Here is a 23325-nt window from a genome sequence, read left to right as displayed (position 1 = left end):
CCGACTATGTCACGAGAAACGAATACGGAAGTGTGTCAACCTAGCCACCGGTAGCGATGTTCCGGCCGTCCCGCGGTGCCGTACCTGGGATGCAGCTCGGCCCGGCCCGAGGCGCACAGGTGCTCCAGGTACCGCCGCGCGCTCACCCTCGACAGGCCCGTGAGCTCGGCCGTCTCGGCCGCCGACAGATCCCCTCCGGCCTCGCGCAGCGCCCCTTCCACCAGCGCGCAGGTGGCCGGCGACAGGCCCTTGGGCACCGGGACGGCCTGCCGGGGCGCGCCGAAGAGCCGGTCCACGTCGTCCTGGCGGGCCTGGGGGCCGATGGCGGTGAGCCGTCTGCGGGTGTCGGCGTACTGGCGGAGGCGTTCGGTGAGCGCGGCGGCGGTGAACGGCTTGATCAGGTAGTTGACCGCGCCGCCGCGCATGGCCTCCCTGACCGTGGCCACGTCGCGGGCCGCGCTGATCATCAGGACGTCCACGTCGGTGAGGGACTTGAGCACCTCCAGGCCGGACATGTCGGGCAGGTAGATGTCGAGCAGGACCAGGTCGGGCCGGAGCTCGGCCACGGCGGCCAGCGCGTCGGCCCCGCCGTGCGCCACCGCGACGACCTCGAAGCCGGGGACGCGCGAGACGTACCCGCTGTGGATGCGGGCGACCATGAAGTCGTCGTCCACCACCAGGACCCGTACCGCGTTCACGCGCGGGCCTCGGCGGGCAGCAGGGCGGTGAAGACGGCGCCTCCCGCGTTGCGCACCCGGACCCAGCCGCCCCGGCGCAGGCACGCCTGCCGGGTCAGGGCCAGGCCCAGGCCGCGCGGCCCCGAGTGGGCGGCCTTCGTCGTGAAGCCCTCCCTGAAGACCTCCTCCACCAGCTCGGGGGTGATGCCGGGGCCGGAGTCGCCGACCCGGACGTGCAGGCCCTCGGCGTCGGCCACGACCGACACCTCGATCGTCCCGCCCGCGCCGTCGAGGGCGTCGATCGCGTTGGCGACCAGGTTCCCGACCACCAGGACGGCGTCCTGCGGGTCTCCGAGCGCACCCTCGGGCACGGCGGAGTCCTCCGACAGCACCAGCCGGGCCCCGCGTTCGGCCGCCTCCGCCGACTTGGCCAGCAGCAGCGCGGCCAGCGTGGGGTCCTGGACGCGTTCGCGCAGGCCGGTGGCGTACGCGCCGGCCGTGGTGCGGGTGATGAAGCCGATCGCGGCCTCGTGCTCGCCGAGCTCCAGCAGGCCGACGACCGTGTGCATGCGGTTGGCGAACTCGTGGGCCTGGGCGCGCAGTGCCTCGGTCGCGCTGCTGCTGTCGTCCAGCTCGCGGGCCAGGCGGACCAGCTCGGTGCGGTCGCGCAGGGTGACGACCCAGCCGCGGTGGCGGCCGCGTACGGCGACCGGGGTCCTGTTGAGCACCAGCACGCGGTCGCCGTGCAGCACCACGCGGTCCTCGCCCGGGTCGGCGCCGGTCAGCACGTCGCGCATGCGCTCGGAGACCGGCATGCTCGTCACGTCGGCCCCCAGGTCGCCGAGCAGGTCGCGGGCCGCGTCGTTGACCAGCGTGACGCGTCCGGCCAGGTCGAGGGCGAGCACGCCCTCCTTCACGCCGTGCAGCACGCCCTCGCGCTGCTCCAGCAGTTCGGCGATCTCGCGCGGCTCCAGCCCGAACGTCTGCCTGCGCACCCGGGCGGTGATCAGCGCGGCCAGCGCCAGACCGGCCAGCAGCACGGCCAGCGCCGTCCAGATCAGCGGCGGCAGCGCGCCGCCGAGCTGGCCGGTGACCGTGGTCTGGAGCACGCCGACCGAGACCAGGCCGATGACGTTGCCGTATTCGTCGCGGATGGGGGTCTTGCCCCTGACCGTGGTGCCGATCGTGCCGGTCTCGGTGCCCACCCAACTCCGTCCCGTACGCAGGACCGCGGTGCCGTCGGTGGACAGCCGTTTGCCGATCAGGGCGGCGTTGGGATGGGCGTAGCGCTTCTGGTCGGCGTTGGCGATGGCCACGTAGTCGGCTCCGGTCTCGTGCTGGACGCTGAGCGCCAGCGGTTGCAGCACCGACTCCGGGTTCTCCAGCCTGAAGGCGTCGCGCACCTGCGGAAGGGCGGCCACCGACTGCGCGATGGCCAGGGCGCGCTGCTGGTGCAGCGCGTCGAGCTGCTCCCGCGTGTGCCCGGCCCACACACCGGCCGTGCCGCCGACGGCGAGCAGCACGATCACCATCTGGAGCACGAACAACTGGGTGCCGAGGGGGGCATCGGTAACCCTGCGCACGCCCACATGGAAACAAAGCCAGGTCACGGCCAGGTCGCGACCAATACGACCACTATGACGGCAATCGCCCAAAGCCTCGACCGGACGGAGAACGGGCATCACCATCGCAGCCCTACGACTGTGAGAATCCCCCTTGGAGTGATCATGCGCTTGCGCGTATTCGCCGCCGCCCTGGCGGCACTCTCCGTCACCACCCTGTCCGGCTGCGGCGGGACCGGCGCCTCCGGCGGCGACGCGTCCCTGCGGATCATGGCCCCGGCGGCGGCCGGCGGCGGCTGGGACCAGACCGCCCGCACGGCCGAGCAGGCGCTCAAGACGGCCGACCCCAAGCGCAAGGTCGAGGTCTACAACGTGCCGGGCGCGGGCGGCACGATCGGCCTGGCCCAGCTCGCCGGCGAGAAGGGCAACGGCAACCTGCTGATGACCATGGGCCTGGTCATGGTGGGCGCCATCGAGCAGAACAAGTCGAAGGTCACCCTGGCCGAGACCACGCCCATCGCCAAGCTGACCGAGGAGTACGAGATCGTCGTGGTCCCGGCGGACTCCCCGTTCAAGACGCTGGCCGACATGGTGGCCGCGTGGAAGGCCGACCCGGCGAAGGTCTCCGTGGCGGGCGGCTCGGCGGGCGGCACCGACCACATCGTGGCCGGGCTGATGGCCAAGGCCGCCGGCGTGGACCCCAAGCAGGTCAACTACATCGCGCACTCCGGCGGCGGCGAGGCGCTCAACGCGCTGCTGGGCAGCAAGGTCAGCGCGGGCATCTCGGGCGTCGGCGAGTTCGCCGAGCACGTGAAGTCCGGCAAGCTGCGGGCGCTGGCCGTCAGCAGCGGCTCGCGCGTGGCCGGCCTGGACGCGCCGACCCTGAAGGAGGGCGGCCTGGACGTCGAGCTGGCCAACTGGCGCGGCTTCGTCGCCCCCGGCGGCCTGGACGACGCCGCCAAGAAGTCCCTCACCGACCTGGTCACCAAGATGCACGACTCCCAGCCGTGGAAGGACGCCGTCGCCAAGAACGGCTGGATCGACTCCTTCCAGACCGGGCAGCAGTTCGCCGACTACCTGAAGTCCGAGGAGAGCAAGGTCAAGGGCATCATCGCCGAAATGGGGCTCGTGTCCTGATGGCTCGCTGGTGGCGGCCCGAACTCGGGCTGGCGGTCGTGGTGCTCGCGCTGGGCGTGTTCGTGGTGGTCGGCACGCTCGACGTCTCGGCCGCGGCCTCCCGGCTCGGCCTCGGGCCGCGCTTCTTCCCCATGCTGGTCGGCGGGGCCATGGTGCTGATCGGCGTGTTCTACGTGATCGACGTGCTGCGCGGCGGCGCCGGCGACCCCGAGGAGAGCGAGGACGTGGACGCGGGCGCCCCCACCGACTGGCGCAGCGTCGGGCTGGTCAGCGGCGTCTTCCTGGCCTTCGCCGCGCTCCTGGACGTGCTCGGCTGGGTCTTCGGCGCCAGTCTGCTGTTCTTCGGCCTGTCGGTCGTGCTCGGGGCCGAGCACAGGCTGCGGGCCGCCGTGGTGGCCGTGGTGCTCGGCGTGACGACGTACCTGCTGTTCGTCAAGGGGCTCGGCGTCTCGCTGCCGGCCGGGCCGCTCGGCGGGGTGATGTGAGATGGGCTCGATCGACCTCCTGATGGACGGCTTCGCCGCCGCGCTCACCCCCGTCAACCTCCTGTACGCCCTGATCGGCGTCACCCTCGGCACCCTGGTCGGCGTGCTGCCCGGCATCGGGCCCGCGATGACCGTGGCGCTGCTGCTGCCGATCACCTTCACCGTGCCGCCGGCCAGCGCGTTCATCATGTTCGCCGGCATCTACTACGGCGGCATGTACGGCGGCTCGACCACCTCCATCCTGCTCAACACGCCCGGCGAGTCGTCCTCCATGATCACCGCCCTGGAGGGCAACAAGATGGCCAGGCGCGGGCGGGCCGCGCAGGCCCTCGCCACGGCGGCCGTCGGGTCGTTCGTGGCGGGCACGATCGCCACCGCGCTGCTGGTGGTGGCCGCGCCCGCCGTGGTGAGCTTCGCGATCTCGTTCGGCCCCGAGGACTACTTCGCGCTGGCGATCCTGGCCTTCACCGCCGTGTCGTCGGTGTTGTCCCGCTCGATCGTGCGCGGGCTGGCCTCCTTGGGGCTGGGCCTGGTGATCGGGCTGATCGGCATCGACCAGCAGACCGGTCAGGCGCGGCTCACGCTGGGCGTCCCGCAGCTGCTCGACGGCATCGACGTGGTGATCGTCGCGGTGGGCCTGTTCGCGGTCGGCGAGGCCCTGTACGTGGCCTCCCGGCTGCGGCACGCCACCCCCGAGGTGGTGCCCGTGGGCCGGGCGTGGATGGGCCGTGCCGACTGGCGGCGTTCGTGGCTGCCGTGGCTGCGCGGGACCGCGCTCGGGTTCCCGTTCGGCGCGCTGCCCGGCGGGGGCGCGGAGATCCCCACCTTCCTGTCGTACGCGGCCGAGAAGCGCCTGGCCAAGGGCGTGGCCAAGGAGGAGTACGGCAAGGGCGCGATCGAGGGCGTGGCGGGCCCGGAGGCGGCCAACAACGCCTCGGCGGCCGGGACCCTGGTCCCGCTGCTCACGCTGGGCCTGCCCACGTCGGCCACGGCCGCCATCCTGCTGGCCGCCTTCCAGCAGTACGGCCTGCAACCCGGCCCGCAGCTCTTCGACCACAACCCGGCCCTGGTGTGGGCGATGATCGCCTCGCTGTTCGTCGGCAACACGATGCTGCTCGTGCTGAACCTGCCGCTGGCTCCCCTGTGGGCGCGCGTCCTGCGCATCCCCCGGCCGTACCTGTACGCCGGGATCGTGCTGTTCGCCGCGCTCGGCGTCTACGCCCTGAACGGCACGGTCGTGGACCTGTTCGTCCTGTACGTCCTCGGCCTGCTCGGGTTCTCCATGCGCCGCTTCGGCCTGCCCGTCGCGCCCGCGGTGATCGGCATGATCCTCGGGCCGATGGCCGAGATCCAGCTCCGCCGCGCGCTCGCCATCGGCGCGGGCGACGTGAGCGTGCTGGTACGCAGCCCGATCGCCGCCGTGCTCCTGGCCCTGGCCCTGCTCGCGCTGCTGACGCCGCTGTTGCGGCGGCTGATGGCACGCCGGGGCGTCGATGCGGTCACACCCGTGTCACGCGAGGACTGACCGGCCCGCCCACCGGGAACGTCGCCCGGTGGTTCTTGGAGCCCGCTTCCCCGAGGCGGGTGGTCATGGGCGCGACCCCTCGGTGGCCCTGTCGATATGTCCGGATCGGCGGGACCACCAGGGGCCCGCCGATGTGCCGGACCTCCTCCGATCGGCGGGACCAGCAGGGGCCCCGCCGATATGCCGGACCTACTCCGAGACGCCCAGCTTCTCCAGGATGAGCTCCCGGGCGCGGGCCGCGTCGGCCTTGCCGCGACTGGCCTTCATCACGCCACCGACCAGCGCACCGGCGGCGGCGATCTTCCCGGAGCGCACCTTCTCGGCCGCGTCCGCGTTGGCGGCCAGCACCTGGTCGATGATCGCCGACAGCTCGCCCTCGTCGTTGACGATCTTCAGGCCGCGCGCCTCGACGACCTCGTCGGGCGTGCCCTCACCGGCCAGTACGCCTTCGAGCACCTCCCGGGCGAGCTTGTCGTTGAGCGCGCCCGAGGCCACCAGCTCGGTGACCCTGGCGATCTGGGCCGGCGTGATGGGCAGCTCGGCCAGCGTGACGCCGCTCTCGTTGGCGCGCCGCGCCAGCTCGCCCATCCACCACTTGCGCGCGTCGGCCGCCGGGGCGCCGGCCGCGACCGTGGCCTCGACCAGGTCGAACGCGTCGGCGTTGTGCATGGCCTGCATGTCGAGGTCGGACACGCCCCACTCGGCCTGCAGCCGCTTGCGCCGGACCGACGGCAGCTCGGGCAGCGCCGCCTTCAGCTCGGCCACCCACGCCGGGTCGGGCTCGATCGGCACCAGGTCGGGCTCCGGGAAGTACCGGTAGTCCTGGGCCTCCTCCTTGGACCGGCCGGACGTGGTGGTGCCGGTGTCCTCGTGGAAGTGCCGCGTCTCCTGGAAGATCTTGCCGCCCTCGGCGAGGACCCCCGCCTGGCGCTCGATCTCGCTGCGCACCGCCCGCTCGACGCTGCGCAGCGAGTTGACGTTCTTGGTCTCGGTGCGGGTGCCCCACTCCGAGGCCCCGCGCGGCATGAGCGAGACGTTGACGTCGCAGCGCAGCGAGCCCTCCTCCATGCGCACGTCGGACACGCCGAGCGAGCGCATGATCTCGCGCAGCTCGGTGACGTACGCCTTGGCCACCTCCGGCGCGAGCCGGTCGGTGCCCGGGATGGGCTTGGTGACGATCTCCACCAGCGGGATGCCGGCGCGGTTGTAGTCGACGATCGAGTAGTCGGCCCCGTGGATGCGGCCGGTCGCGCCGCCCATGTGGGTGGACTTGCCGGTGTCCTCCTCCAGGTGCACCCGCTCGATCTCGATGCGCACGGTCTCGCCGCCGACCTCGACGTCGACGTAGCCGTCGAAGCAGAGCGGCTCGTCGTACTGGGAGATCTGGTAGTTCTTCGGCATGTCCGGATAGAAGTAGTTCTTCCGGGCGAAGCGGCACCACTCGGCGATCGAGCAGTTCAGCGCCAGGCCGATGCGGATCGTCGACTCGATGGCCATGGCGTTGGCCACGGGCAGCGAGCCGGGCAGCGCCAGACAGGTCGGACAGACCTGCGTGTTGGCCGGGGCGCCGAAGGCGGTCTTGCAGCCGCAGAACATCTTCGACTTCGTGCCGAGCTCGACGTGCGTCTCCAGCCCGAGCACCGGCTCGAACCTGTCGAGCGCTTCGTCATAGACCATGGTCATAGCGACGGGGCCTCCTTCAGCAGCGGGCCGCCCCAGCGGCTCTCCAGGGCCTTCTCGACGGCGGCGCCGACGCGGTAGCAACGGTCGTCGGCCAGAACCGGGGCCATGATCTGCAGGCCGACCGGCAGGTTGTCCTCGTCGGCCAGGCCGCACGGCACCGAGATGGCCGCGTTGCCCGCGAGGTTGGACGGGATGGTGCACAGGTCGGCGAGGTACATCGCCATCGGGTCGTCGGTGCGCTCGCCCAGCCGGAACGCCGTGGTCGGCGTCGTCGGCGAGACCAGCACGTCGACCTGCTCGTAGGCCGCCTGGAACTCGCGCGAGATGACCGTGCGCACCTTCTGCGCCTGGCCGTAGTAGGCGTCGTAGTAGCCGCTGGACAGCGCGTACGTGCCCAGCATGATGCGCCGCTTGACCTCGGGGCCGAACCCGGCGGCCCTGGTCAGCGCCATGACCTCCTCGGCGCTGCGGGTGCCGTCGTCGCCGACGCGCAGGCCGTAGCGCATGGCGTCGAAGCGGGCCAGGTTGGACGAGCACTCCGACGGCGCGATCAGGTAGTACGCCGGCAGCGCGGTCGTGAACGACGGGCAGGACACCTCGACGACCGTGGCGCCCAGCGACTCGAGCAGCTTGACGGCCTCGTGGTAGCGGGCCAGCACGCCCGGCTGGTAGCCCTCGCCGGCGAACTCCTTGACCACGCCGATGCGCATGCCGGACACGTCGGGGTTCCTGGCCGCCTCGACGACGCTCGGGACCGGCGCGTCGACCGACGTGGAGTCCATCGGGTCGTGCCCGGAGAACGCCTCCTGAAGCAGCGCCGCGTCGAGCACGTTCCGCGCGAACGGCCCCGGCGTGTCGAGCGAGCTCGCGAACGCGATCAGCCCGTAACGGGACGAACCACCGTAGGTCGGCTTCATGCCCACGATGCCCGTGACGGCGGCCGGCTGCCGGATCGAGCCACCGGTGTCGGTGCCCGTGGACAGCGGCGCCTCGTACGCGGCGACGGCCGCGCTGGACCCGCCGGACGAGCCGCCCGGGATCCTGTCCAGGTCCCACGGGTTGCGGGTCGGGTGGTAGGCGGAGTTCTCCGTGGAGGAGCCCATGGCGAACTCGTCGAGGTTCGTCTTGCCGAGGATGACCAGCCCGGCCTCGCGCAGACGCGCGGTCACGGTCGCGTCGTACGGCGGCCGCCATCCTTCGAGGATCTTGGACCCGGCCGTGGTCGGCATGTCGCGGGTGGCGAAGATGTCCTTGTGCGCGACGGGCACCCCGGCCAGCGGCCCGAGCTTCTCGCCCGCGCGCAGCCGGGCGTCGACCGCCCGCGCCTGCTCAAGGGTGGTCTCCCGGTCGACGTGCAGGAACGCCTGGACCTTGGGCTCCACCTCGGCCATGCGGTCGAGGTGCGCCTCGGCCACCTCGGCGGCCGACACGTCACCCGCGGCGATCATCGCGCCCAGCTCGGCGGCGGTCTTGCGGATCAGACTCATGCCTCCTCCCCGAGGATGCGCGGCACACGGAAGCGGTCGTCCTCGACGGCGGGAGCGCCGGAAAGGGCCTGCTCGGGCGTCAGGGACTGTCGCACCTCGTCGGCACGGAAGACATTGGTCAGCGGAAGCGCGTGCGACGAAGGCGGCACGTCCTCGGCAGCGACCTCGGCCACCTTCGCGACCGACTCGATGATGGCATCGAGCTGGGTGGCGTAGTGGTCGAGCTCGTCGTCGGTGAGCGCCAGCCTGGACAACCGGGCCAGGTGGGCGACCTCGTCGCGGGTTATGGCGGACATGAGTCGTTGAACCCGTTTCGTGGATGGAGTTTGGGACACTGCCATCCTAGGGGGCTTGACGCCGCAGGCCCGAACCCTTAACCCGCCGGAAACACACTCACCCGTAGAGCTCCTTCAGGCCGATCGCCAGCACGTCGCTCTCCTGGGCCAGTGCGGGGTCGAATCCGGCTCCGCTGTAACAGACCAGCTTGGCGTCCCGCACGTCGAATCCCTTGGCGTCGAGCAGGTCTCGTGCCCTCCTGAGCCGGGCGACGTGCCGGGGCCCCATGACCTTGCCCCATTTCACCTCGCCCAGCGACAACACCCGCTTGCGCTCGCCGCGCATCGCGGGTGCGAAAACCGCGACGTCGATCTGGATCTGCTCGTGCCGTACGGGATCGACGACGACCCCGGCCCCGATCTCGCCCGGCGACTTCCCCAGGACCTCGAGTTCCAGCAGGTGGAACTGACGGCACATCTCCTCGAAGTGCGGGCCGAGCACCTGGTCGCTGAAACTGGCCTTGGCGTTCTCCCAGGCGTTGGTGGCCAGGCCGCTCTCCAGCAACCCCCACTGCGGCCGCATGACGACCTCGTAGAAATGGATGAGCGGCTCGCACACGCGGTACACCGATCGTGAGGGACGGAAGACGTCCGGCTCTCTCCGCAGCAGGCTGCTGTCCTCCAGCACGTTGAGGTGATGACCGATGTCGGCCGCCTTGCGCCCCACATAGTTCGCGATTCCGCCTCGTGTGCTGTTCCCCGTGGCCACCGCCGCCAGGACGGACTTGTACATGGAGTCCCGCGTCTCCGTCTCCTCTTCGAGGACGTAGCGAGCTTCCCTGAAGAGCGGGGTTGTGGACCGCAGCGCCGTTCGCCGCACCCAGTCGTCGAAGTCACCGAGGTCTTTCGGCCTGTCGTTGTTGACCAAGGGCAGGTAGGCGGGCGTTCCTCCGGTCACCGCATGCAGCTGGACGGCCAGCCGCGGGTCGGTGATCCCCCAGTACCGGGCGGCGAGACGGTAGTCGAACGGCCGGACCGAGAGCTCCATGGAAGCCCGGCCGCGCAACGGCGCGTTGCCCGCCAGGAGCCGGCCCATCACGGACATCGCCGAGCCGCACAACAGCAGCGACACGGGCAGTTCGTCGAAGACGGCGCGATCGATCTCCCGCTGGATGATCGAGGGCAGCGCCGGCGATGCCCTGCTGAGGTAGGGGAACTCGTCGATCACCATGAGCTCGCGTCGCTCGGCGCTGATGGCGAAGAGGTGCCTGATCGCATCGTCCCAGGTCGCGAAATGGATCGGCGGCGCCCCGAGGTGGCGGCTCAGCGCGTCCGCGAACAGGTTCAGCGACTCCCTCTCCGTGGCCTCCGACGCCCCGAAATAGAAGCCGCCCGTTTCGCGGGCCATGGAGGCGACCAGGAGGGTTTTGCCCTGGCGGCGCCTTCCGCTGACGACGCCCATCTGCGGACGAGAGGTGCGACGCTCGACGAAATCGGACAGCGCCCGCCACTCGAAGTCTCGCGCGAAGATCCGCTTCGGCTTCGGGATCACTGGGCCTCCAGGACATCGAAATCAACTTCGACGAAGTGTACTTCGACGAAGTACAGTCCTGTAATCGTTCAAGCCGTCTGGGTGACCTCTGACTGGTAGCCGTACTCGATGCCGGGCGCCGGGGTGAAGCGGTCCACGAGCCAGGCGGTGGCCTCGGCGGCCGGCATGGGCTGGCAGAACAGCCAGCCCTGGCCCAGGTCGCAGCCCATCTCGGCCAGGCGCACGGCGACCGCGTCGCACTCCACGCCCTCGGCCACCGAGCGTAGGCCGAGCGAGCGCACCAGGTCGACGATCGAGCGGACGATGCGGTGGTCGTCCTCGGAGTCGGCGATGCGGCGGACGAACGAGGCGTCGATCTTGACCTCGGAGACCGCCAGGCGCTGGAGCCTGATCAGCGAGGAGTAGCCGGTGCCGAAGTCGTCGAGGGACAGCGGCACGCCGAGCGCGGCCAGCGCCTTGATGGTCTCCTGGGTGTAGGCCTGGTCGCCGGTCAGGATGCGTTCGGTGACCTCCAGCTGGATGGCGGCGGGCGGCAGGCCGTAGCGGGTCAGGCCCACCTCCAGCTGCTCGGGCAGCGCCGCGTCGAGCAGGTCGCGGGCGGAGATGTTGACCGAGATCTGCACCTGCAGGCCGGTGTGCCACCAGCGGGCGGCCTGCTCCAGCGCGGACTCGATGACGTACTCGGTGAGCTGGCGCATCAGGTACGTCTGCTCGGCCAGCGGGACGAAGTCCGACGGCGGGATCGGCCCGTGCACCGGATGGCGCCAGCGCAGCAGGGCCTCCACCCCGGTCACCGCGCCGCCGGTCAGGCCGACCTTGGGCTGGTAGTGCAGTTGCAGCTCGCGGTTGTCGATGGCGCGGCGCAGGTCGCCCAGCAGGTTGAGCCGTTCGGGCGAGTTGCGGTCTTTGTCGGGCTGGTAGAGCTCGACCCCGGTACGCCCCTCCTTGGCCAGGTACATGGCCACGTCGGCGCGTTGCAGCAGCAGCTCGAAGTCGGGGGCGTGGTCGGGATAGAGCGCGATGCCGACCGAGCCGTCGAGGTCGAAGCTCATGCCCTCCAGGCGTACGGGCTCGGTCAGGGCGGCCCGCAGCCTGGCGGCCACCTCCCTGGCGGCGTTGGCGTCCCTGATCGAGGGCAGCAGCACGGCGAACTCGTCGCCGCCGAGCCTGGCCACCACGTCGCCCGGACGTACGGAATGGGTGAGCCGGTGGGCCACCATCTGGAGCAGGCGGTCGCCCACCGGATGGCCCATCGTGTCGTTGACCTCCTTGAACCGGTCGAGGTCGAGGAGGAACAGGCCGACCCGCTCGTCCTGGCGGGACTCGGCCAGCGCCTCCTCCGTGCTGACGATGAGCATCTTGCGGTTGGGCAGGCCGGTCAGCTCGTCGTGCATGGCCTGGTGGTCGCGGCGCATGGAGAGCGTGGCGGTGAAGTAGACGGCGGCGAGGGGGGCGACGAAGAGCGGCACGAGAGCGGGCGAATGGTCCATCACCACGACGACCAGCGGCGCCAGGCCCAGCAACGCCGTGTAGACGAGCCCCTGCGGCCCGGCGGTGACCCGCAGCACGCGGACGATCGAGCGCCGCTCGTGCAGCGCGACCGCCCCGGACACGAGCGCGGCCCTGGTGACGAAGTAGGCCACCCCGGCCAGCACGATCGCCGGCAGGTCGGCCCCCCTGGGCACCCACGGCACGGCCGGGCCCGGCACGACGCCGAACAGCCCGAGCACCACGGCGGCGGCGGTGAGCGCGAGGGTGGACTGGGCGACGTTGAACATGACCCGGTGCCACGCCTTGCGCGTCACGACGCCGTTCATGGCGATGGCGACGGCCTGCATGAGCACGGCGGTGGACAGCCCGAAGTGCAGCAGCACCGCGAAGGTGAACATGGTCGACGGGTACGTGCCGCCGACCGCGGTCGCCGAGGACACCATGACGGGCCGCAGCTCGCCCAGCACCACCAGAACCGCCAGCACCCAGAACAGCGGTGTACGGGCGAGCTCCGCCAGCGCGACCGGATCGAGCCGGAGCAGCGCCACGACCAGCGCGGTGAAGCCGATCACGGTGATGCCCGCGAGGAACGCCCAGAGCGGCGTGCCGACGCGAGGTCCGGTGTCACGGGTGTCGGTTGGGTCAGTCATCGGTAACAGAACCCCCATTAGGTCACTATGGGAGGGTACGACCTTCACCCCACTTCGCGAAACCAAGCGCGTACGTTCCGTCACTTCTCGTTTCCGACATATACCCAAAAACCACTATGGGTAGCGCAGCCATCGACAGTCCGTACACAATCCTGATCCCCGGCCGGCCGGGGCCGCATCCGCGAGGTCACCGAACACGAGCCCCGGCGCAAGGGCGAACCGGCCCGTTCTCAGTGCCTTCTCGGCCCTTCCAGGCTTCCCCGGCCCTGCTCCACATCCCCGATTCCCCTACATCTCCCCGACTCTTCCGCGCATCCCCGACTCCTTCCGCAGGCCCCCGAATCCTCTACGGCTCCCCGGTTCCCTTACGTCTCCTCGGTGACCGCCACCCGGGCGGCGGCCTCCGGGCCCTCCGTCAGCAGCACCTCGAACCCCTGCTCGTCGAGGATCGGCACCTTCAGACTGACCGCCTTGTCATACTTCGACCCGGCGTTCTCCCCCGCCACCAGGAACGACGTCTTCTTCGACACCGATCCGGCCACCTTCCCGCCCCGGCAGGTCAGCGCCTCGGAGGCGGTGTCACGCGTGTACGCCTCCAGCGTCCCCGTGACCACGAACGTCAGCCCCTCCAGAATCTGGGGCTCCGTCTTCTCCGGAGCGGGACCGTCGTCCATCCGCACCCCGGCGGCCCGCCACTTCTCGACGATCTCCCGGTGCCAGTCGACCTCGAACCACTCCCGGATCGTCGCCGCCACCCGCGACCCGATGCCCTTGACCGAGGCCAGCTCCTCCTCCGAGGCGTTCATGATGGCGTCGATCGACCTCATGGAGTCGGCCAGGTCGCGGGCCGTCGGCGGCCCGACGTGCCGGATCGACAGCGCGACCAGCACCTGGGCGAGCGGCGCCGCCTTGGCCCGGGCCAGCTCGTCGACCAGCGTGCGGGCGGCCTGGCTGGGCCCGCCGTCGAGGTTGGAGAACAGGGAGACGACCTTCTGCTCACCGGTCTCGGGGTCGAGCTTGGGCAGCCCGGTGTCCTGGTCGCGGACGACCGACCGGATGGGCATGAGCTGCTCGATCGTCAGGTCGAACAGGTCGGCCTCGGTACGCAGGACGGGCTCCTGCGGCGGCACCGGCTGGGTGAGCGCGGTCGCCGCGACGTAGCCCAGCCCGTCGATGTCGAGCGCGCGCCGCCCGGCCGCGAAGTAGAGGCGCTCGCGGATCTGCGCGGGGCAGCCGCGGGCGTTGGGGCAGCGCAGGTCGGCGTCGCCCTCCTTCTCGTAGGCCAGCTCGGTGCCGCACTCGGGGCAGTGGGTCGGCATGACGAACTCCCGCTCGGACCCGTCGCGCAACGCCGTGACCGCGCCGACGATCTCGGGGATGACGTCGCCCGCCTTGCGCAGCACCACGGTGTCGCCGACGAGCACGCCCTTCTTGATCACCGTGGCCGCGTTGTGCAGCGTGGCCCGCTCGACGGTCGAGCCCGCGACCACGATGGGCTCCATCACCGCGTACGGCGTGACCCGGCCGGTGCGCCCGACGCCCACCTGGATGTCGAGCAGCTTGGTGTTGACCTCCTCCGGCGGGTATTTGTAGGCGATCGCCCAGCGCGGCGCCCGCGAGGTGGACCCCAGCTCCCGCTGGGTACGGAAGTCGTCGACCTTGACCACGACCCCGTCGATCTCGTACGCCGGATCGTGCCGGTGCGCCCGGTAGTGCTCGATGAACTCGTCGACCTCGGTGAGGCCGGGCACCACCTTGAACAGGTCGCTGACCGGCAGCCCGAACTCCCGCAGCCGCTCGTAGACCTCCGACTGGGCGCGTGGCACGGCCGAGCCCTCCCAGACGCCGATGCCGTGGACGAGCATGCGCAGCGGGCGCTGCGCGGTGACCCGCGCGTCCTTCTGCCGCAGCGTGCCCGCCGCCGAGTTGCGCGGGTTGGCGAACGGCTGCCGGCCCTGCTCCACGAGCTGCTCGTTGAGCTGCTTGAACCCCTCGACCGGGATGTAGACCTCGCCGCGCACCTCGACCAGGCTCGGCACGCCCTCGCCCTTGAGCCGGTGGGGCACCCCCTTGATCGTGCGGACGTTGGCCGTGACGTCGTCGCCGACGCGGCCGTCGCCCCGGGTCGCGCCGCGCTCCAGCTTGCCGTCGCGGTAGACGAGCGCGATGGCCAGCCCGTCGATCTTCAGCTCGCACAGGTAGGGGCCCGGGTCGCGCTCGGCCAGCCGCTCGACGCGGGCCGTCCAGGCGGCCATGTCGGCCTGGTCGAAGGCGTTGTCGAGGCTCTCCATGCGGTTGAGGTGACTGACCTTGGCGAAGTCGCCCGTGACCGGCGCGCCCACCTTCTGGGTGGGCGAGTCGGGCGTCTGCAGCGCCGGATGGGCCTCCTCCAGCGTCAGCAGCTCGCGGAACCACTCGTCGAACTGCGCGTCGCTGACCGTGGGCTGGTCGAGCACGTAGTAGCGCCAGCGCGCGTCCTCGACCAGCTCGCTCAGCTCCGCATGCCGCTTGAGCGCGGCCACGGGCACGCCCCCGACCTCGGTGTCACGCTCGCTCACGCTGGGTCTCCTTCCACGTCCGACACGCTGAGCAAACGCTACCGCCGGGCCCCGACAGGAACGACTCGCCGGCTCATCCGCCCTGGGCCCAGACGCCTTCCCAGACCGAGCAGTTACCGGTGATCTTCCTTGCCGTGCCCCGGCAGACCCGGCCCTCGATGGAGAGCATGTGGCCGGTCTTTACCGAGAACTCCAGCGGCCGGGTGCCCGAGCAGTTGCGGTACGTCTTGTGCCCCTTGCCGCCGTCGTCCTCGACCCAGCGGAACTGCAGCCACGAGCACCCCGTACGGCCCGGGAAGTCGTACAGCCTGCCGCTGACCACGAACCCGGGCCGGTCGAGCAGGACCTTGCCCCTGGCCTTCCCGGCCCGGTCGGCGGAGTAGATCGACCCCCAGCTCCAGACCTCGGGGTTGGCCGAGGCGCCGGCGGGGACGGCGATCGAGGCGGACGCGATCAGCATGATGGCACCGACGGCCAGAGCGCGAACAGTCATGGCCCGGACGGTACTCAGCCGCCTTGCATCCCGCTTGCCGGATCGTCCTTGAGCACCCGGGCGGCCTTCGCGCACGCCGCCAGGGCCGCCCGCGCGTAGCGGGGAGAGGCTCCGGCGAGGCCGCAGGCGGGCGTCAGCGTGACCTTGGCGGCCAGCCCGTCGGGGGCGAACCCGAGCCGGCGCCACAGCTCCACCGCGGGCCTGGCGACCACCCCGGTGTCCGGCAGCGCGACGTCCCGGCCCGGCACGACGCCCAGGAACAGCCCCATCCCGGCCTCGAAGAGCTCGCCGAGCTCGTCGTCGTCCCGGCGGCGCAGCAGCGACGCGTCGACCGACACGGCCCGCGCCCCGGCCCGCCGCAGCAGCGCGTAGGGCACCCCGGGCGCGCAGCAGTGGACCACCGGATCGGGGAACAGCCGCAGCGACTCCTCCACCCGCCACTCCTCGACCGCCGCGAGCCGCCCGAACCCCGACGCGGTCGGGACCGTGCCCGCCAGCACGCCCGGCAGCCCCGGCTCGTCGAGCTGCAACACGATCTCGGTGACGCCGGGCAGCCGCCGCCGCACCTCGGCGCAGTGGTCGGCGACCCCCTGGGCCAGCGATGCGACCAGATCGCGCACGGCCCCCGCGTCGGAGAGCATCTTGTCGCCGAACTTCAGCTCAAGGGCCCCGGCCAGCGTCCACGGCCCGCACACCTGGAGTTTGAGCGGCCCGGAGTAGTCGTGCGCGACCTCCTCCAGCCCGTCGAGGTCGCGGCGCAGGTGGTCGACGGCCCGCCGATGGTCGCGGCCCGGCCGGTCGGCCAGCCGCCACCCGGACGGCTGCACCTCGGCCGGCAGGTCGACCAGCAGCCCGGCCGTCCTGCCGATCATGTCGGCGCCGACCCCGCGGGCCGGCAGCTCTGGCAGGTACGGCAGGCCGGGCACCTCGCCGAACACGACACGGATCGCCTCAAGATGATCCTCACCCGGATGCGACCCGACCCCGGTGGCTTCCCACGTAGACATGACCACAAGCGTAGGCTCTGCCGAATGGAGCTCACCAAACTCACGCACGCCTGTGTACGCCTTGAGAAGAACGGCAAGGTCCTGGTCATCGACCCGGGCACCTTCTCCCAGGAGCCGGTGCTCGACGGGGTCGACGCGGTGCTCATCACGCACCAGCACTTCGACCACTTCGACATCGAGAAGCTGAAGGCCGCTCCCGCCGGGGTCGAGGTCTGGACGTGCGAGGGCGTCGCGGCCCAGCTGACCGACGTGCCGGTCAAGGTCCAGGTGGTCCGGCACGGCGATGCCTTCGACGCGGCGGGTTTCCGGGTGAAGGCGTTCGGCGAGTGGCACACCAAGAACCACCCCGATGCGCCTGTCGTCCAGAATGTCGGTTTCATGCTGGACGACGAGGTGTTCTACCCGGGCGACGCGCTCACGTTGCCCGGCGTCGACGTGCCCACCCTGCTGGCGCCGACCAACGCCCCCTGGATGAAACTCAGCGAGATGGTCGAGTACCTGCGGACGCTGCGCCCGGCCCGCGCGTTCTCCACGCATGACGGCCTGCTCAACGACATCGGCCTGTCACTGGTGGACACCTACCTGGAGCTGGAGTCGGACAAGCAGGGCGCCGACATGCGCCGGCTCAAGGTCGGCGAGTCGGTGACGCTGCCCTAGGCGGCCGAGACGATGGTGGCCGAGCCGATGACCGTGTCGCCCGAGTAGAGCACGGCCGCCTGGCCCGCCGCGACGCCGGTGGCCGGGCGGTCGAGGTCGATGCGCAGGCCGCCCTCGGCCTCCTCGAAGCGGCAGCCGTAGACCTCGCCGTGGGCCCTGAGCTGCACGGTCAGGTCGTCGGAGCGGGACGGGCCGTTCCAGACCGGGCGGGCGCAGGTGATCGAGGTGACCTCCAGCGCGGCGCGCGGGCCGACCGTGACCGTGTTGGAGACCGGCTCGATCGACAACACGTAACGCGGCCTGCCGTCGGCGGCCGGACGGTCGATGTGCAGGCCCTTGCGCTGGCCCACCGTGAACCCGTGGGCGCCCTGGTGGGTGCCCACCACCGCGCCCTCCTGGTCGACGATCGGGCCCTCCTCAGCGCCGAGCCGGCCGGCCAGGAAGCCACGCGTGTCGCCGTCGGCGATGAAGCAGATGTCGTGGCTGTCGGGCTTGTCGGCGACGGTCAGGCCGCGCCGCGCGGCCTCCTCGCGCACCTCGGCCTTGGTGGAGCCGCCGAGCGGGAAGATCGCGTGGCTGAGCTGCTCACGGGTGAGCACCCCCAGCACGTACGACTGGTCCTTGCCCTGGTCGACGCTCCTGGACAGCACGCCGTCGGACAGCTTGGCGTGGTGGCCGGTCGCGACGGCGTCGAAGCCGAGGGCCAGCGCCCGGTCGAGCACCGCCTCGAACTTGATCTTCTCGTTGCACCGCAGGCACGGGTTGGGGGTGCGGCCCGCGGCGTATTCGGCCACGAAGTCCTCCACCACGTCGCGCTGGAACCTCTCGGCCATGTCCCAGATGTAGAACGGGATGCCGATCACGTCGGCGGCCCGCCGCGCGTCGCGGGAGTCCTCGACCGTGCAGCAGCCTCGCGCGCCCGTACGGTGGGATTGGGGGTTGGCCGACAAGGCCAGATGCACACCAGTGACGTCGTGACCGGCCTCGGCGATCCGGGCGGCGGCCACGGCGGAATCGACGCCGCCCGACATGGCGGCAAGCACACGCAGTCCCATGACCGTTCCAGCGTACTGTCCGGCGGGGAGTGCGCGGCCATCGGCTCCGTCTGGAAGGATTCAGCGCATGCGACTGTTCGGGCGCAAGGACGCAGAGGAAGAGGCCGACCGGCCCGGCGACGGCGTGGCCGGGTTCTGGGCGTGGTGGCAGGAGGCCAGGCCGCGGCTCGACCCGCTGGTGGCCGCGGGCGCGGCCGAGGGCATCGAGGAGCTGCTCGCCCCCGCCGTGGGCGCGCTCCATCCTGACCTGGTCTGGGAGGTGGCGCCCGGCAGGAACGCCGCGCACGCCCTGGTGGTGACCGCGGCCGGCGACGCCGAGCTGCGCTCGCTCGCCCACCGCTGGGCGAAGGCGGCGCCGCCGGCCGACCTGTTGTGGGAGTTCCATCCGTCCCGGCGGGCCAACCCGCAGGCGCTGGAGCTGACGCTCGACGTGGGCGGGTTCGAGTTCGCCCTCGACAAGCTGGCGTTCGGGCTGCGCGTGCCGCGCAACCAGCCGCGGGTCGACGTGGCCGCCTACCACCCGATCTTCAGCGAGCTCGACGAGGAGACCCGCCTGGAGGCGACGCTGCTCGCCCTCGACTGGCTGCTGGGCGAGGACGACGTGGCCAGATGGGTGGGCGAGATCACGCCCGCCACCTTCCAGCCGATCGACGCGGTCGCCGCCGTCCACCTGCCCGCCGTGGTCGCCGACCTGGCCTCGAACTACCAGGACGAGGAGTGGCTGTCGCTCGAAGGCCGGACCGGCGAGGGCGCGTCGCTGGTCGCCGTCGCGCGCTTCCCGCTACGGCCCGTCGACCACCCTCTGTTCGACCAGCACATCGAGATCACCCTCCCGTACGCCCACCGCGACGACGACGGCCTGCCCGCCGGCGAGTCGCTGACGGCGCTGCGCGACTTCGAGGAACGCCTGGGCGCCCGCCTGCTGGAGCTGCGCGACGACGCCCTGCTGGCCGCGCAGCTGAGCGCCGCCGGGCACCGGGTCGTCCACCTCTACGCCGACCCGGACTCCGACGCGGCGACCCGCGTCGAGGAGCTGATCGCGAGCTGGAAGGAGGGCGAGCCGCGGATCGACGTGGGCAGTGACCCCGCCTGGGCCGCGGTCTCCCCGTTCCTCAGCTGAGCCCGGCCCTGCGGGCGCGTTCGACGGCCGCGGGCAGCACCTCGATCAGGCGGTCGACGTCGGCGCCGGTCGAGGTGTGGCCCAGGGTGAACCTGAGCGAGCCGCGCGCGGCCGCCGCGTCGGCGCCCATCGCGAGCAGCACGTGCGAAGGCTGCGCGACGCCCGCCGAGCAGGCCGAGCCGGTCGAGCACTCCACGCCCTTGGCGTCGAGCAGCATGAGCAGCGCGTCGCCCTCGCAGCCGGGGAAGGAGAAGTGGGCGTTGCCGGGCAGCCGGCCGGCCGGGTCGCCGTTGAGCACGACGTCGGGGACGGCCTGACGGACGCGCTCGATGAGCTCGTCGCGCAGCGCCGTCAGGCGGCGGCCCAGGGCCTCCTGCTCCTTGACGGCGGTCCGCACGGCGGCGGCGAGGCCCGCGATGGCGGGCGCGTCGAGGGTGCCGGAGCGCACGTCGCGCTCCTGGCCTCCGCCGTGTTGCACCGACACCGGCGTCAGCCCTCTGGCCAGCAGCAGCGCGCCCACGCCCATCGGCCCGCCGACCTTGTGGCCGGTGAGCGTGAGGGCGTCGGCGCCCGAGTCGGCGAAGGAGACCGGGAGCTGCCCGATCGCCTGCACCGCGTCGGTGTGGAACGGGACGCCGTGGTCGTGGGCGACGGCCGCCAGCACGTGGACGGGCTGGATCGTGCCGACCTCGTTGTTGGCCCACATGACGCTGACCATGGCGACGTCGTCGGGGGCGCGCTCGATGGCGGCGCGCAGCGTGTCGGGATGGACCCGGCCGTACTCGTCGACGTCGAGCAGCTCGACCTCGGCGCCCTGGCTCTCGGCCAGCCACGCGGCCGGGTCGAGGGCGGCGTGGTGCTCGACGGAGCTGATCAGGATGCGCCGGCGCGGCCTGCGCGCCCAGTAGAGGCCCTTGATGGCGAGGTTGTCGGCCTCGGTGCCGCCCGAGGTGAACACGACCTCGCTCGGCCGGGCCCCCAGGGCGTCGGCGATGGTCTCGCGGGACTCCTCGACGACCCTGCGCACCTGACGGCCCGCGGCGTGCAGCGAGGAGGCGTTGCCGACGCGTTTGAGTTGCTCCGTCATGGCCTCGATCGCTTCGGGCAGCATGGGCGTGGTCGCCGCATGATCAAGATAGGCCGACGGTCGTGTCACCAGATCAGGGTATCTCGTTTGCCACTGTACCGTCCGGACGGTACAGTCGAGGCATGCGAAGGGACGAACTGTTGGACGCGGCGGAAGACCTCCTGTGCGACCAGGGGTCGGCCGCGCTGACGCTGTCCGCCGTGGCCGACCGGGCCGGGGTGAGCAAGGGCGGCCTTCTTTACCACTTCGGCACCAAAGAGGCCCTGATCAAGGGCATGGTCGAACGGCTGATCGAAGAGTTCGACGAGCTGATGGCCGCTCAGCCGCAGGGCACGTACACCGAGCGGTACCTCGGGGCCACGCTGGTCGCCGTGCGCTCGGGGCGGCTCCGAAGATGGGCGGTCGTGACGGGCGCGTCGGGCAACCTCTTCCTGCTGGCGCCGCTGCGGGAGGCGATGTCCCGATGGCACCGGGAGGGGCTGGGCGACGAGCCCGACCCGCTGGCCGCGCAGATCGTCCGGCTGGCGTGCGAGGGGTTGTGGGACGTGGCGAGCCATGACCCGCAGCTCAACTCCGAGGCCGACCTGCGGGCCCTCGAAACCCGCCTGAGAGCCCTGCTCAAACCCGGCTGACCTGCGCGCGCCGCTACGTGTCGCGGGTCACTCCCGCCCCGGGAATGCGCGGGGGTCACTTCTGGTTCAGGTGTCGGAGCTTCTTCGCCGGAGCTTTTCCCGGTGGACTGGAACGGATGGGGGTGGCCTCGCGATGACGATGACGCGCTCCCACGACCGCTGTCGCCGGGCTTCCGGCCGCCCACCGTCAAGACCTGACGCCTCGGCGACGCCCGCCGTCCTCGCCCGACCGGCCCGTAACGGCCGGACGAACGGGCTCGCCCCGAGCAAACGGTAGACCGGGGCGCCGGGGGCCGGTCGAGCGGCGCGAACGAGCCACTCAGGCGGCTCGAACAAGCCGCTCGGATGGCACGGACGAGCCGACCAGGAGTGCGGATCAGACGCTCGGGAGCGCGGACCAGCCGATCAGGGGCGCGGACCAGACGCTCGGGGGCGCGGACCAGCCGGCCTGGCCGGTGAGCCGACTCGGGCGGGCCGTCCGCTTCTGAGCGGCTTCGCCTGAAGCGGGCGCCGCCAAGGACCCGGCACGGTCGCCAGGCGACACGAGGCGAGCCCCCAACCGGCCCACCCCGAACCGCCGCCCCCACCCAGCCGCACCTCCCCGAACGACCCCACCAACAGCCATTCGCCCTGGGCCGCCCGGGGGCGGCCGACTCAGGGCGGTCGGCTTCGGGCCGGTCAACGGCTCGGCGGGCCACGGCCCGCCTCAACACGAGCCGGGCCGGCGCGTCGGGCCGGTGGTTCTTGTCCCTTCGAGTTCTTGTCCCCCCGAATCTTCCAGGCGCCCCCACGCGGGGAGCGCCTGATTTGTGACGACCGAACGATCTTGTGAGAGGTGTGCCTTATGACCCGCGACCTGAGGACGGCCCGCTACGGGGCGATCCTCACCTTTGTCCTTGGCGGCCTGATGGTGGGCACGATGACCGTGCGCATCCCCGCCCTGACCGACAAACTCGGCCTGTCCGAGTCGACGGTCGGCGCGGTGCTCCTCGCATGGGGCCTCGGGGCCCTCGTGACCATGCAGTCCATGCGACGGATCATGGCCCGGGCGGGCAGCAGGGCGGTTCTGCGGATCGGCGCCCCACTCACCGCGATCGGCCTGCTGGCCGTCGCCTTCGCCCCGAACCTCCCCCTCCTCATCGTGGCCGCCACGTTCTTCGGCATGGCCTTCGGCACCGTGGACGTCGCCATGAACGCCCAGGGCTCCACCGTCGAGCAGGCGTACGGCCGCCCGCTGATGAACGGCATGCACGCCGGCTGGTGCGTCGGCGCGATCTCGGCGGGCGCCCTGGGCAGCGTGTCGATCGCCGCCGGCCTGTCGTTCACCGCCAACCTGGCGCTGGTCGCCCTGGTCTCGCTGCCGGTCGCGGTGCTGCTCGGCCGTACGTACCTGCCGGAGGCCCCGGCGACGGAGGCGGCGCGCACGGCCCGGCACCGCATGCCGGCGATCGTCTACCTGCTCGGCGCCATCATGTTCTTCGCCTTCATGGTCGAGGGCGTGGTCGCCGACTGGAACGGCCTGTACATGCGCAACGAGCTCGGCGCTCCCGAGGCGCTGGCCGCGCTCGGCTACCCGGTGTTCGAGGCCGGCATGCTGCTGGCCAGGCTCACCGGCGACCGGCTGCGCTCCCGGTACGGGGTGCGCGGCATGCTGACCGTGTCGGGCGTGGCCACGGCCGGGTTCTTCACGGTCGTGCTGATGGCCCCGGCGGCGCTGGTGGCGGTGCTGGCGATGTTCTTCGTCGGGCTCGGCGTGGCGACGATCGCGCCGCTGACGCTGTCCCTGGCGGGCACCGCGACCGACGCCCCCGGACCGGCCATCGCCCAGGCGGGCGCCATGGGCTACGCGGGCCTGCTGCTCGGCCCGGTGGTGATCGGCTTCCTGTCGGACGCCACCTCGCTGCGCGGCGCGCTCGGCATCGCGGTCGTCCTGGGTGTGCTGATCGCTGTGGCGTCGCGGTTCCTGCCCCGGCGGGAGGCGCCGGTGTTCGGAGCCGTTCCCGTGCGGGAGCCGGTGAAGGTCGCCGCATAGGACCTCTGTCGTCCCAACGGCTCCTCGGGGGGTCATGTACCCGGCCCCGCGCACGGACCGCGTCCGCCTGAGACGGCGGAATCGGGGGGCCGGCGAGCGGCGGCGCCGCGCCCGGGGCTCCGGACACGGCGGCAGAGACGCCGACACCAGGGCGGTGCGG

Annotated in this window: 19 protein-coding genes; 7 read left to right on the top strand and 12 right to left on the bottom strand. The window is 71.7% G+C overall.

What is annotated here, in order from left to right; genetic code table 11:
- Positions 1-35: 35 nt before the first annotated feature.
- Both ABZ815_RS14015 and ABZ815_RS14010 read right to left on the bottom strand, forming a co-directional pair.
- Positions 36-659: a response regulator gene (locus ABZ815_RS14015; RefSeq protein ID WP_357697774.1), complete on the bottom strand. Its 624-nt coding sequence runs from the start codon at positions 657-659 to the stop codon at positions 36-38.
- A 35-nt stretch (positions 660-694) separates the two neighbouring features.
- A complete protein-coding gene (locus ABZ815_RS14010; RefSeq protein ID WP_357697559.1) occupies positions 695-2260 on the bottom strand; it encodes a sensor histidine kinase in 1566 nt (521 codons plus the stop codon).
- A 144-nt stretch (positions 2261-2404) separates the two neighbouring features.
- Here ABZ815_RS14010 and ABZ815_RS14005 point away from each other — a divergent pair, with 144 nt between their 5' ends.
- From ABZ815_RS14005 to ABZ815_RS13995, 3 genes are read left to right on the top strand one after another with little or no spacing between them, the layout of a single operon-like run.
- Positions 2405-3376 (top strand): tripartite tricarboxylate transporter substrate binding protein, encoded by a 972-nt coding sequence (locus tag ABZ815_RS14005; protein WP_357697557.1) that lies wholly within the window; start codon positions 2405-2407, stop codon positions 3374-3376.
- A complete protein-coding gene (locus ABZ815_RS14000; protein WP_357697555.1) occupies positions 3376-3861 on the top strand; it encodes a tripartite tricarboxylate transporter TctB family protein in 486 nt (161 codons plus the stop codon). Before ABZ815_RS14005 ends, ABZ815_RS14000 begins: the two co-directional genes overlap by 1 nt.
- Position 3862: 1 nt before the next feature.
- On the top strand, positions 3863-5386 hold the full coding sequence (locus ABZ815_RS13995; RefSeq protein WP_357697553.1) for a tripartite tricarboxylate transporter permease: 1524 nt from the start codon (positions 3863-3865) through the stop codon (positions 5384-5386).
- Between the two features lie 189 nt (positions 5387-5575).
- On the opposite strand, the gene gatB is transcribed toward ABZ815_RS13995, so the two are convergent.
- The 8 genes from gatB to ABZ815_RS13955 form a co-directional block, all read right to left on the bottom strand.
- On the bottom strand, positions 5576-7063 hold the full coding sequence (gene gatB, locus ABZ815_RS13990) for an Asp-tRNA(Asn)/Glu-tRNA(Gln) amidotransferase subunit GatB (RefSeq protein WP_357697772.1): 1488 nt from the start codon (positions 7061-7063) through the stop codon (positions 5576-5578).
- Between the two features lie 2 nt (positions 7064-7065).
- Positions 7066-8556 (bottom strand): Asp-tRNA(Asn)/Glu-tRNA(Gln) amidotransferase subunit GatA, encoded by a 1491-nt coding sequence (gatA, locus tag ABZ815_RS13985; protein WP_357697551.1) that lies wholly within the window; start codon positions 8554-8556, stop codon positions 7066-7068.
- Complete coding sequence (gatC, locus tag ABZ815_RS13980) at positions 8553-8852, bottom strand: Asp-tRNA(Asn)/Glu-tRNA(Gln) amidotransferase subunit GatC (RefSeq protein WP_101787882.1); 300 nt, start codon at positions 8850-8852, stop codon at positions 8553-8555. Before gatC ends, gatA begins: the two co-directional genes overlap by 4 nt.
- A 97-nt stretch (positions 8853-8949) precedes the next feature.
- On the bottom strand, positions 8950-10383 hold the full coding sequence (locus tag ABZ815_RS13975; protein ID WP_357697549.1) for an ATP-binding protein: 1434 nt from the start codon (positions 10381-10383) through the stop codon (positions 8950-8952).
- A gap of 68 nt (positions 10384-10451) precedes the next feature.
- Positions 10452-12524: an EAL domain-containing protein gene (locus ABZ815_RS13970; RefSeq protein ID WP_357697547.1), complete on the bottom strand. Its 2073-nt coding sequence runs from the start codon at positions 12522-12524 to the stop codon at positions 10452-10454.
- A 365-nt stretch (positions 12525-12889) separates the two neighbouring features.
- A complete protein-coding gene (ligA, locus tag ABZ815_RS13965; protein ID WP_357697545.1) occupies positions 12890-15082 on the bottom strand; it encodes an NAD-dependent DNA ligase LigA in 2193 nt (730 codons plus the stop codon).
- 73 nt (positions 15083-15155) lie between these two features.
- On the bottom strand, positions 15156-15575 hold the full coding sequence (locus ABZ815_RS13960; protein ID WP_357697543.1) for a hypothetical protein: 420 nt from the start codon (positions 15573-15575) through the stop codon (positions 15156-15158).
- Positions 15576-15589: 14 nt separating this feature from the next.
- The gene (locus ABZ815_RS13955; protein WP_357697541.1) at positions 15590-16582 is read right to left on the bottom strand and encodes a methionine synthase; all 993 of its coding nucleotides are present in this window, start codon (positions 16580-16582) and stop codon (positions 15590-15592) included.
- Between the two features lie 24 nt (positions 16583-16606).
- Here ABZ815_RS13955 and ABZ815_RS13950 point away from each other — a divergent pair, with 24 nt between their 5' ends.
- Positions 16607-17239 (top strand): MBL fold metallo-hydrolase, encoded by a 633-nt coding sequence (locus tag ABZ815_RS13950; protein ID WP_357697539.1) that lies wholly within the window; start codon positions 16607-16609, stop codon positions 17237-17239.
- Here the strand turns inward: ABZ815_RS13950 and mnmA are convergent.
- Positions 17236-18294, bottom strand: a complete 1059-nt coding sequence (mnmA, locus tag ABZ815_RS13945) for a tRNA 2-thiouridine(34) synthase MnmA (protein ID WP_357697537.1) — start codon at positions 18292-18294, stop codon at positions 17236-17238. The two genes, ABZ815_RS13950 and mnmA, sit on opposite strands and share 4 nt — an antisense overlap.
- 67 nt (positions 18295-18361) lie before the next feature.
- Here mnmA and ABZ815_RS13940 point away from each other — a divergent pair, with 67 nt between their 5' ends.
- Positions 18362-19414 carry a DUF695 domain-containing protein gene (locus tag ABZ815_RS13940; RefSeq protein WP_357697535.1) on the top strand — a complete coding sequence of 351 codons (1053 nt, stop codon included), beginning with the start codon at positions 18362-18364 and terminating at the stop codon, positions 19412-19414.
- Here ABZ815_RS13940 and ABZ815_RS13935 read toward each other — a convergent pair.
- Entirely contained in the window at positions 19407-20570 is a 1164-nt protein-coding gene (locus ABZ815_RS13935; protein WP_357697534.1) for a cysteine desulfurase family protein, read from the bottom strand. The genes ABZ815_RS13940 and ABZ815_RS13935 overlap by 8 nt on opposite strands.
- A gap of 53 nt (positions 20571-20623) precedes the next feature.
- Here ABZ815_RS13935 and ABZ815_RS13930 point away from each other — a divergent pair, with 53 nt between their 5' ends.
- Positions 20624-21133, top strand: a complete 510-nt coding sequence (locus ABZ815_RS13930) for a TetR/AcrR family transcriptional regulator (RefSeq protein ID WP_357697532.1) — start codon at positions 20624-20626, stop codon at positions 21131-21133.
- An 844-nt stretch (positions 21134-21977) separates the two neighbouring features.
- Positions 21978-23165: an MFS transporter gene (locus tag ABZ815_RS13925; protein WP_357697530.1), complete on the top strand. Its 1188-nt coding sequence runs from the start codon at positions 21978-21980 to the stop codon at positions 23163-23165.
- The last annotated feature ends 160 nt before the right edge of the window (positions 23166-23325 follow it).

The sequence above is a fragment of the Nonomuraea sp. NPDC047529 genome (assembly GCF_040642995.1).
In the GTDB taxonomy this organism is placed as follows: Bacteria; Actinomycetota; Actinomycetes; order Streptosporangiales; family Streptosporangiaceae; genus Nonomuraea.
This window is presented reverse-complemented; position numbering and strand designations above follow the sequence as displayed.

Coding starts and splice junctions, on each gene's coding strand:
- ABZ815_RS13970 (WP_357697547.1), bottom strand. CDS start 12,524: ATGACTGACCCAACCGACACCCGTGACACCGGACCTCGCGTCGGCACG.
- ABZ815_RS14015 (WP_357697774.1), bottom strand. CDS start 659: ATGGTCGCCCGCATCCACAGCGGGTACGTCTCGCGCGTCCCCGGCTTC.
- gatC (WP_101787882.1), bottom strand. CDS start 8,852: ATGTCCGCCATAACCCGCGACGAGGTCGCCCACCTGGCCCGGTTGTCC.
- ABZ815_RS13955 (WP_357697541.1), bottom strand. CDS start 16,582: ATGTCTACGTGGGAAGCCACCGGGGTCGGGTCGCATCCGGGTGAGGAT.
- mnmA (WP_357697537.1), bottom strand. CDS start 18,294: ATGGGACTGCGTGTGCTTGCCGCCATGTCGGGCGGCGTCGATTCCGCC.
- ABZ815_RS13930 (WP_357697532.1), top strand. CDS start 20,624: ATGCGAAGGGACGAACTGTTGGACGCGGCGGAAGACCTCCTGTGCGAC.
- ABZ815_RS13950 (WP_357697539.1), top strand. CDS start 16,607: ATGGAGCTCACCAAACTCACGCACGCCTGTGTACGCCTTGAGAAGAAC.
- gatB (WP_357697772.1), bottom strand. CDS start 7,063: ATGGTCTATGACGAAGCGCTCGACAGGTTCGAGCCGGTGCTCGGGCTG.
- ABZ815_RS13925 (WP_357697530.1), top strand. CDS start 21,978: ATGACCCGCGACCTGAGGACGGCCCGCTACGGGGCGATCCTCACCTTT.
- gatA (WP_357697551.1), bottom strand. CDS start 8,556: ATGAGTCTGATCCGCAAGACCGCCGCCGAGCTGGGCGCGATGATCGCC.
- ABZ815_RS13960 (WP_357697543.1), bottom strand. CDS start 15,575: ATGACTGTTCGCGCTCTGGCCGTCGGTGCCATCATGCTGATCGCGTCC.
- ABZ815_RS13995 (WP_357697553.1), top strand. CDS start 3,863: ATGGGCTCGATCGACCTCCTGATGGACGGCTTCGCCGCCGCGCTCACC.
- ABZ815_RS13940 (WP_357697535.1), top strand. CDS start 18,362: ATGCGACTGTTCGGGCGCAAGGACGCAGAGGAAGAGGCCGACCGGCCC.
- ABZ815_RS14000 (WP_357697555.1), top strand. CDS start 3,376: ATGGCTCGCTGGTGGCGGCCCGAACTCGGGCTGGCGGTCGTGGTGCTC.
- ABZ815_RS14005 (WP_357697557.1), top strand. CDS start 2,405: ATGCGCTTGCGCGTATTCGCCGCCGCCCTGGCGGCACTCTCCGTCACC.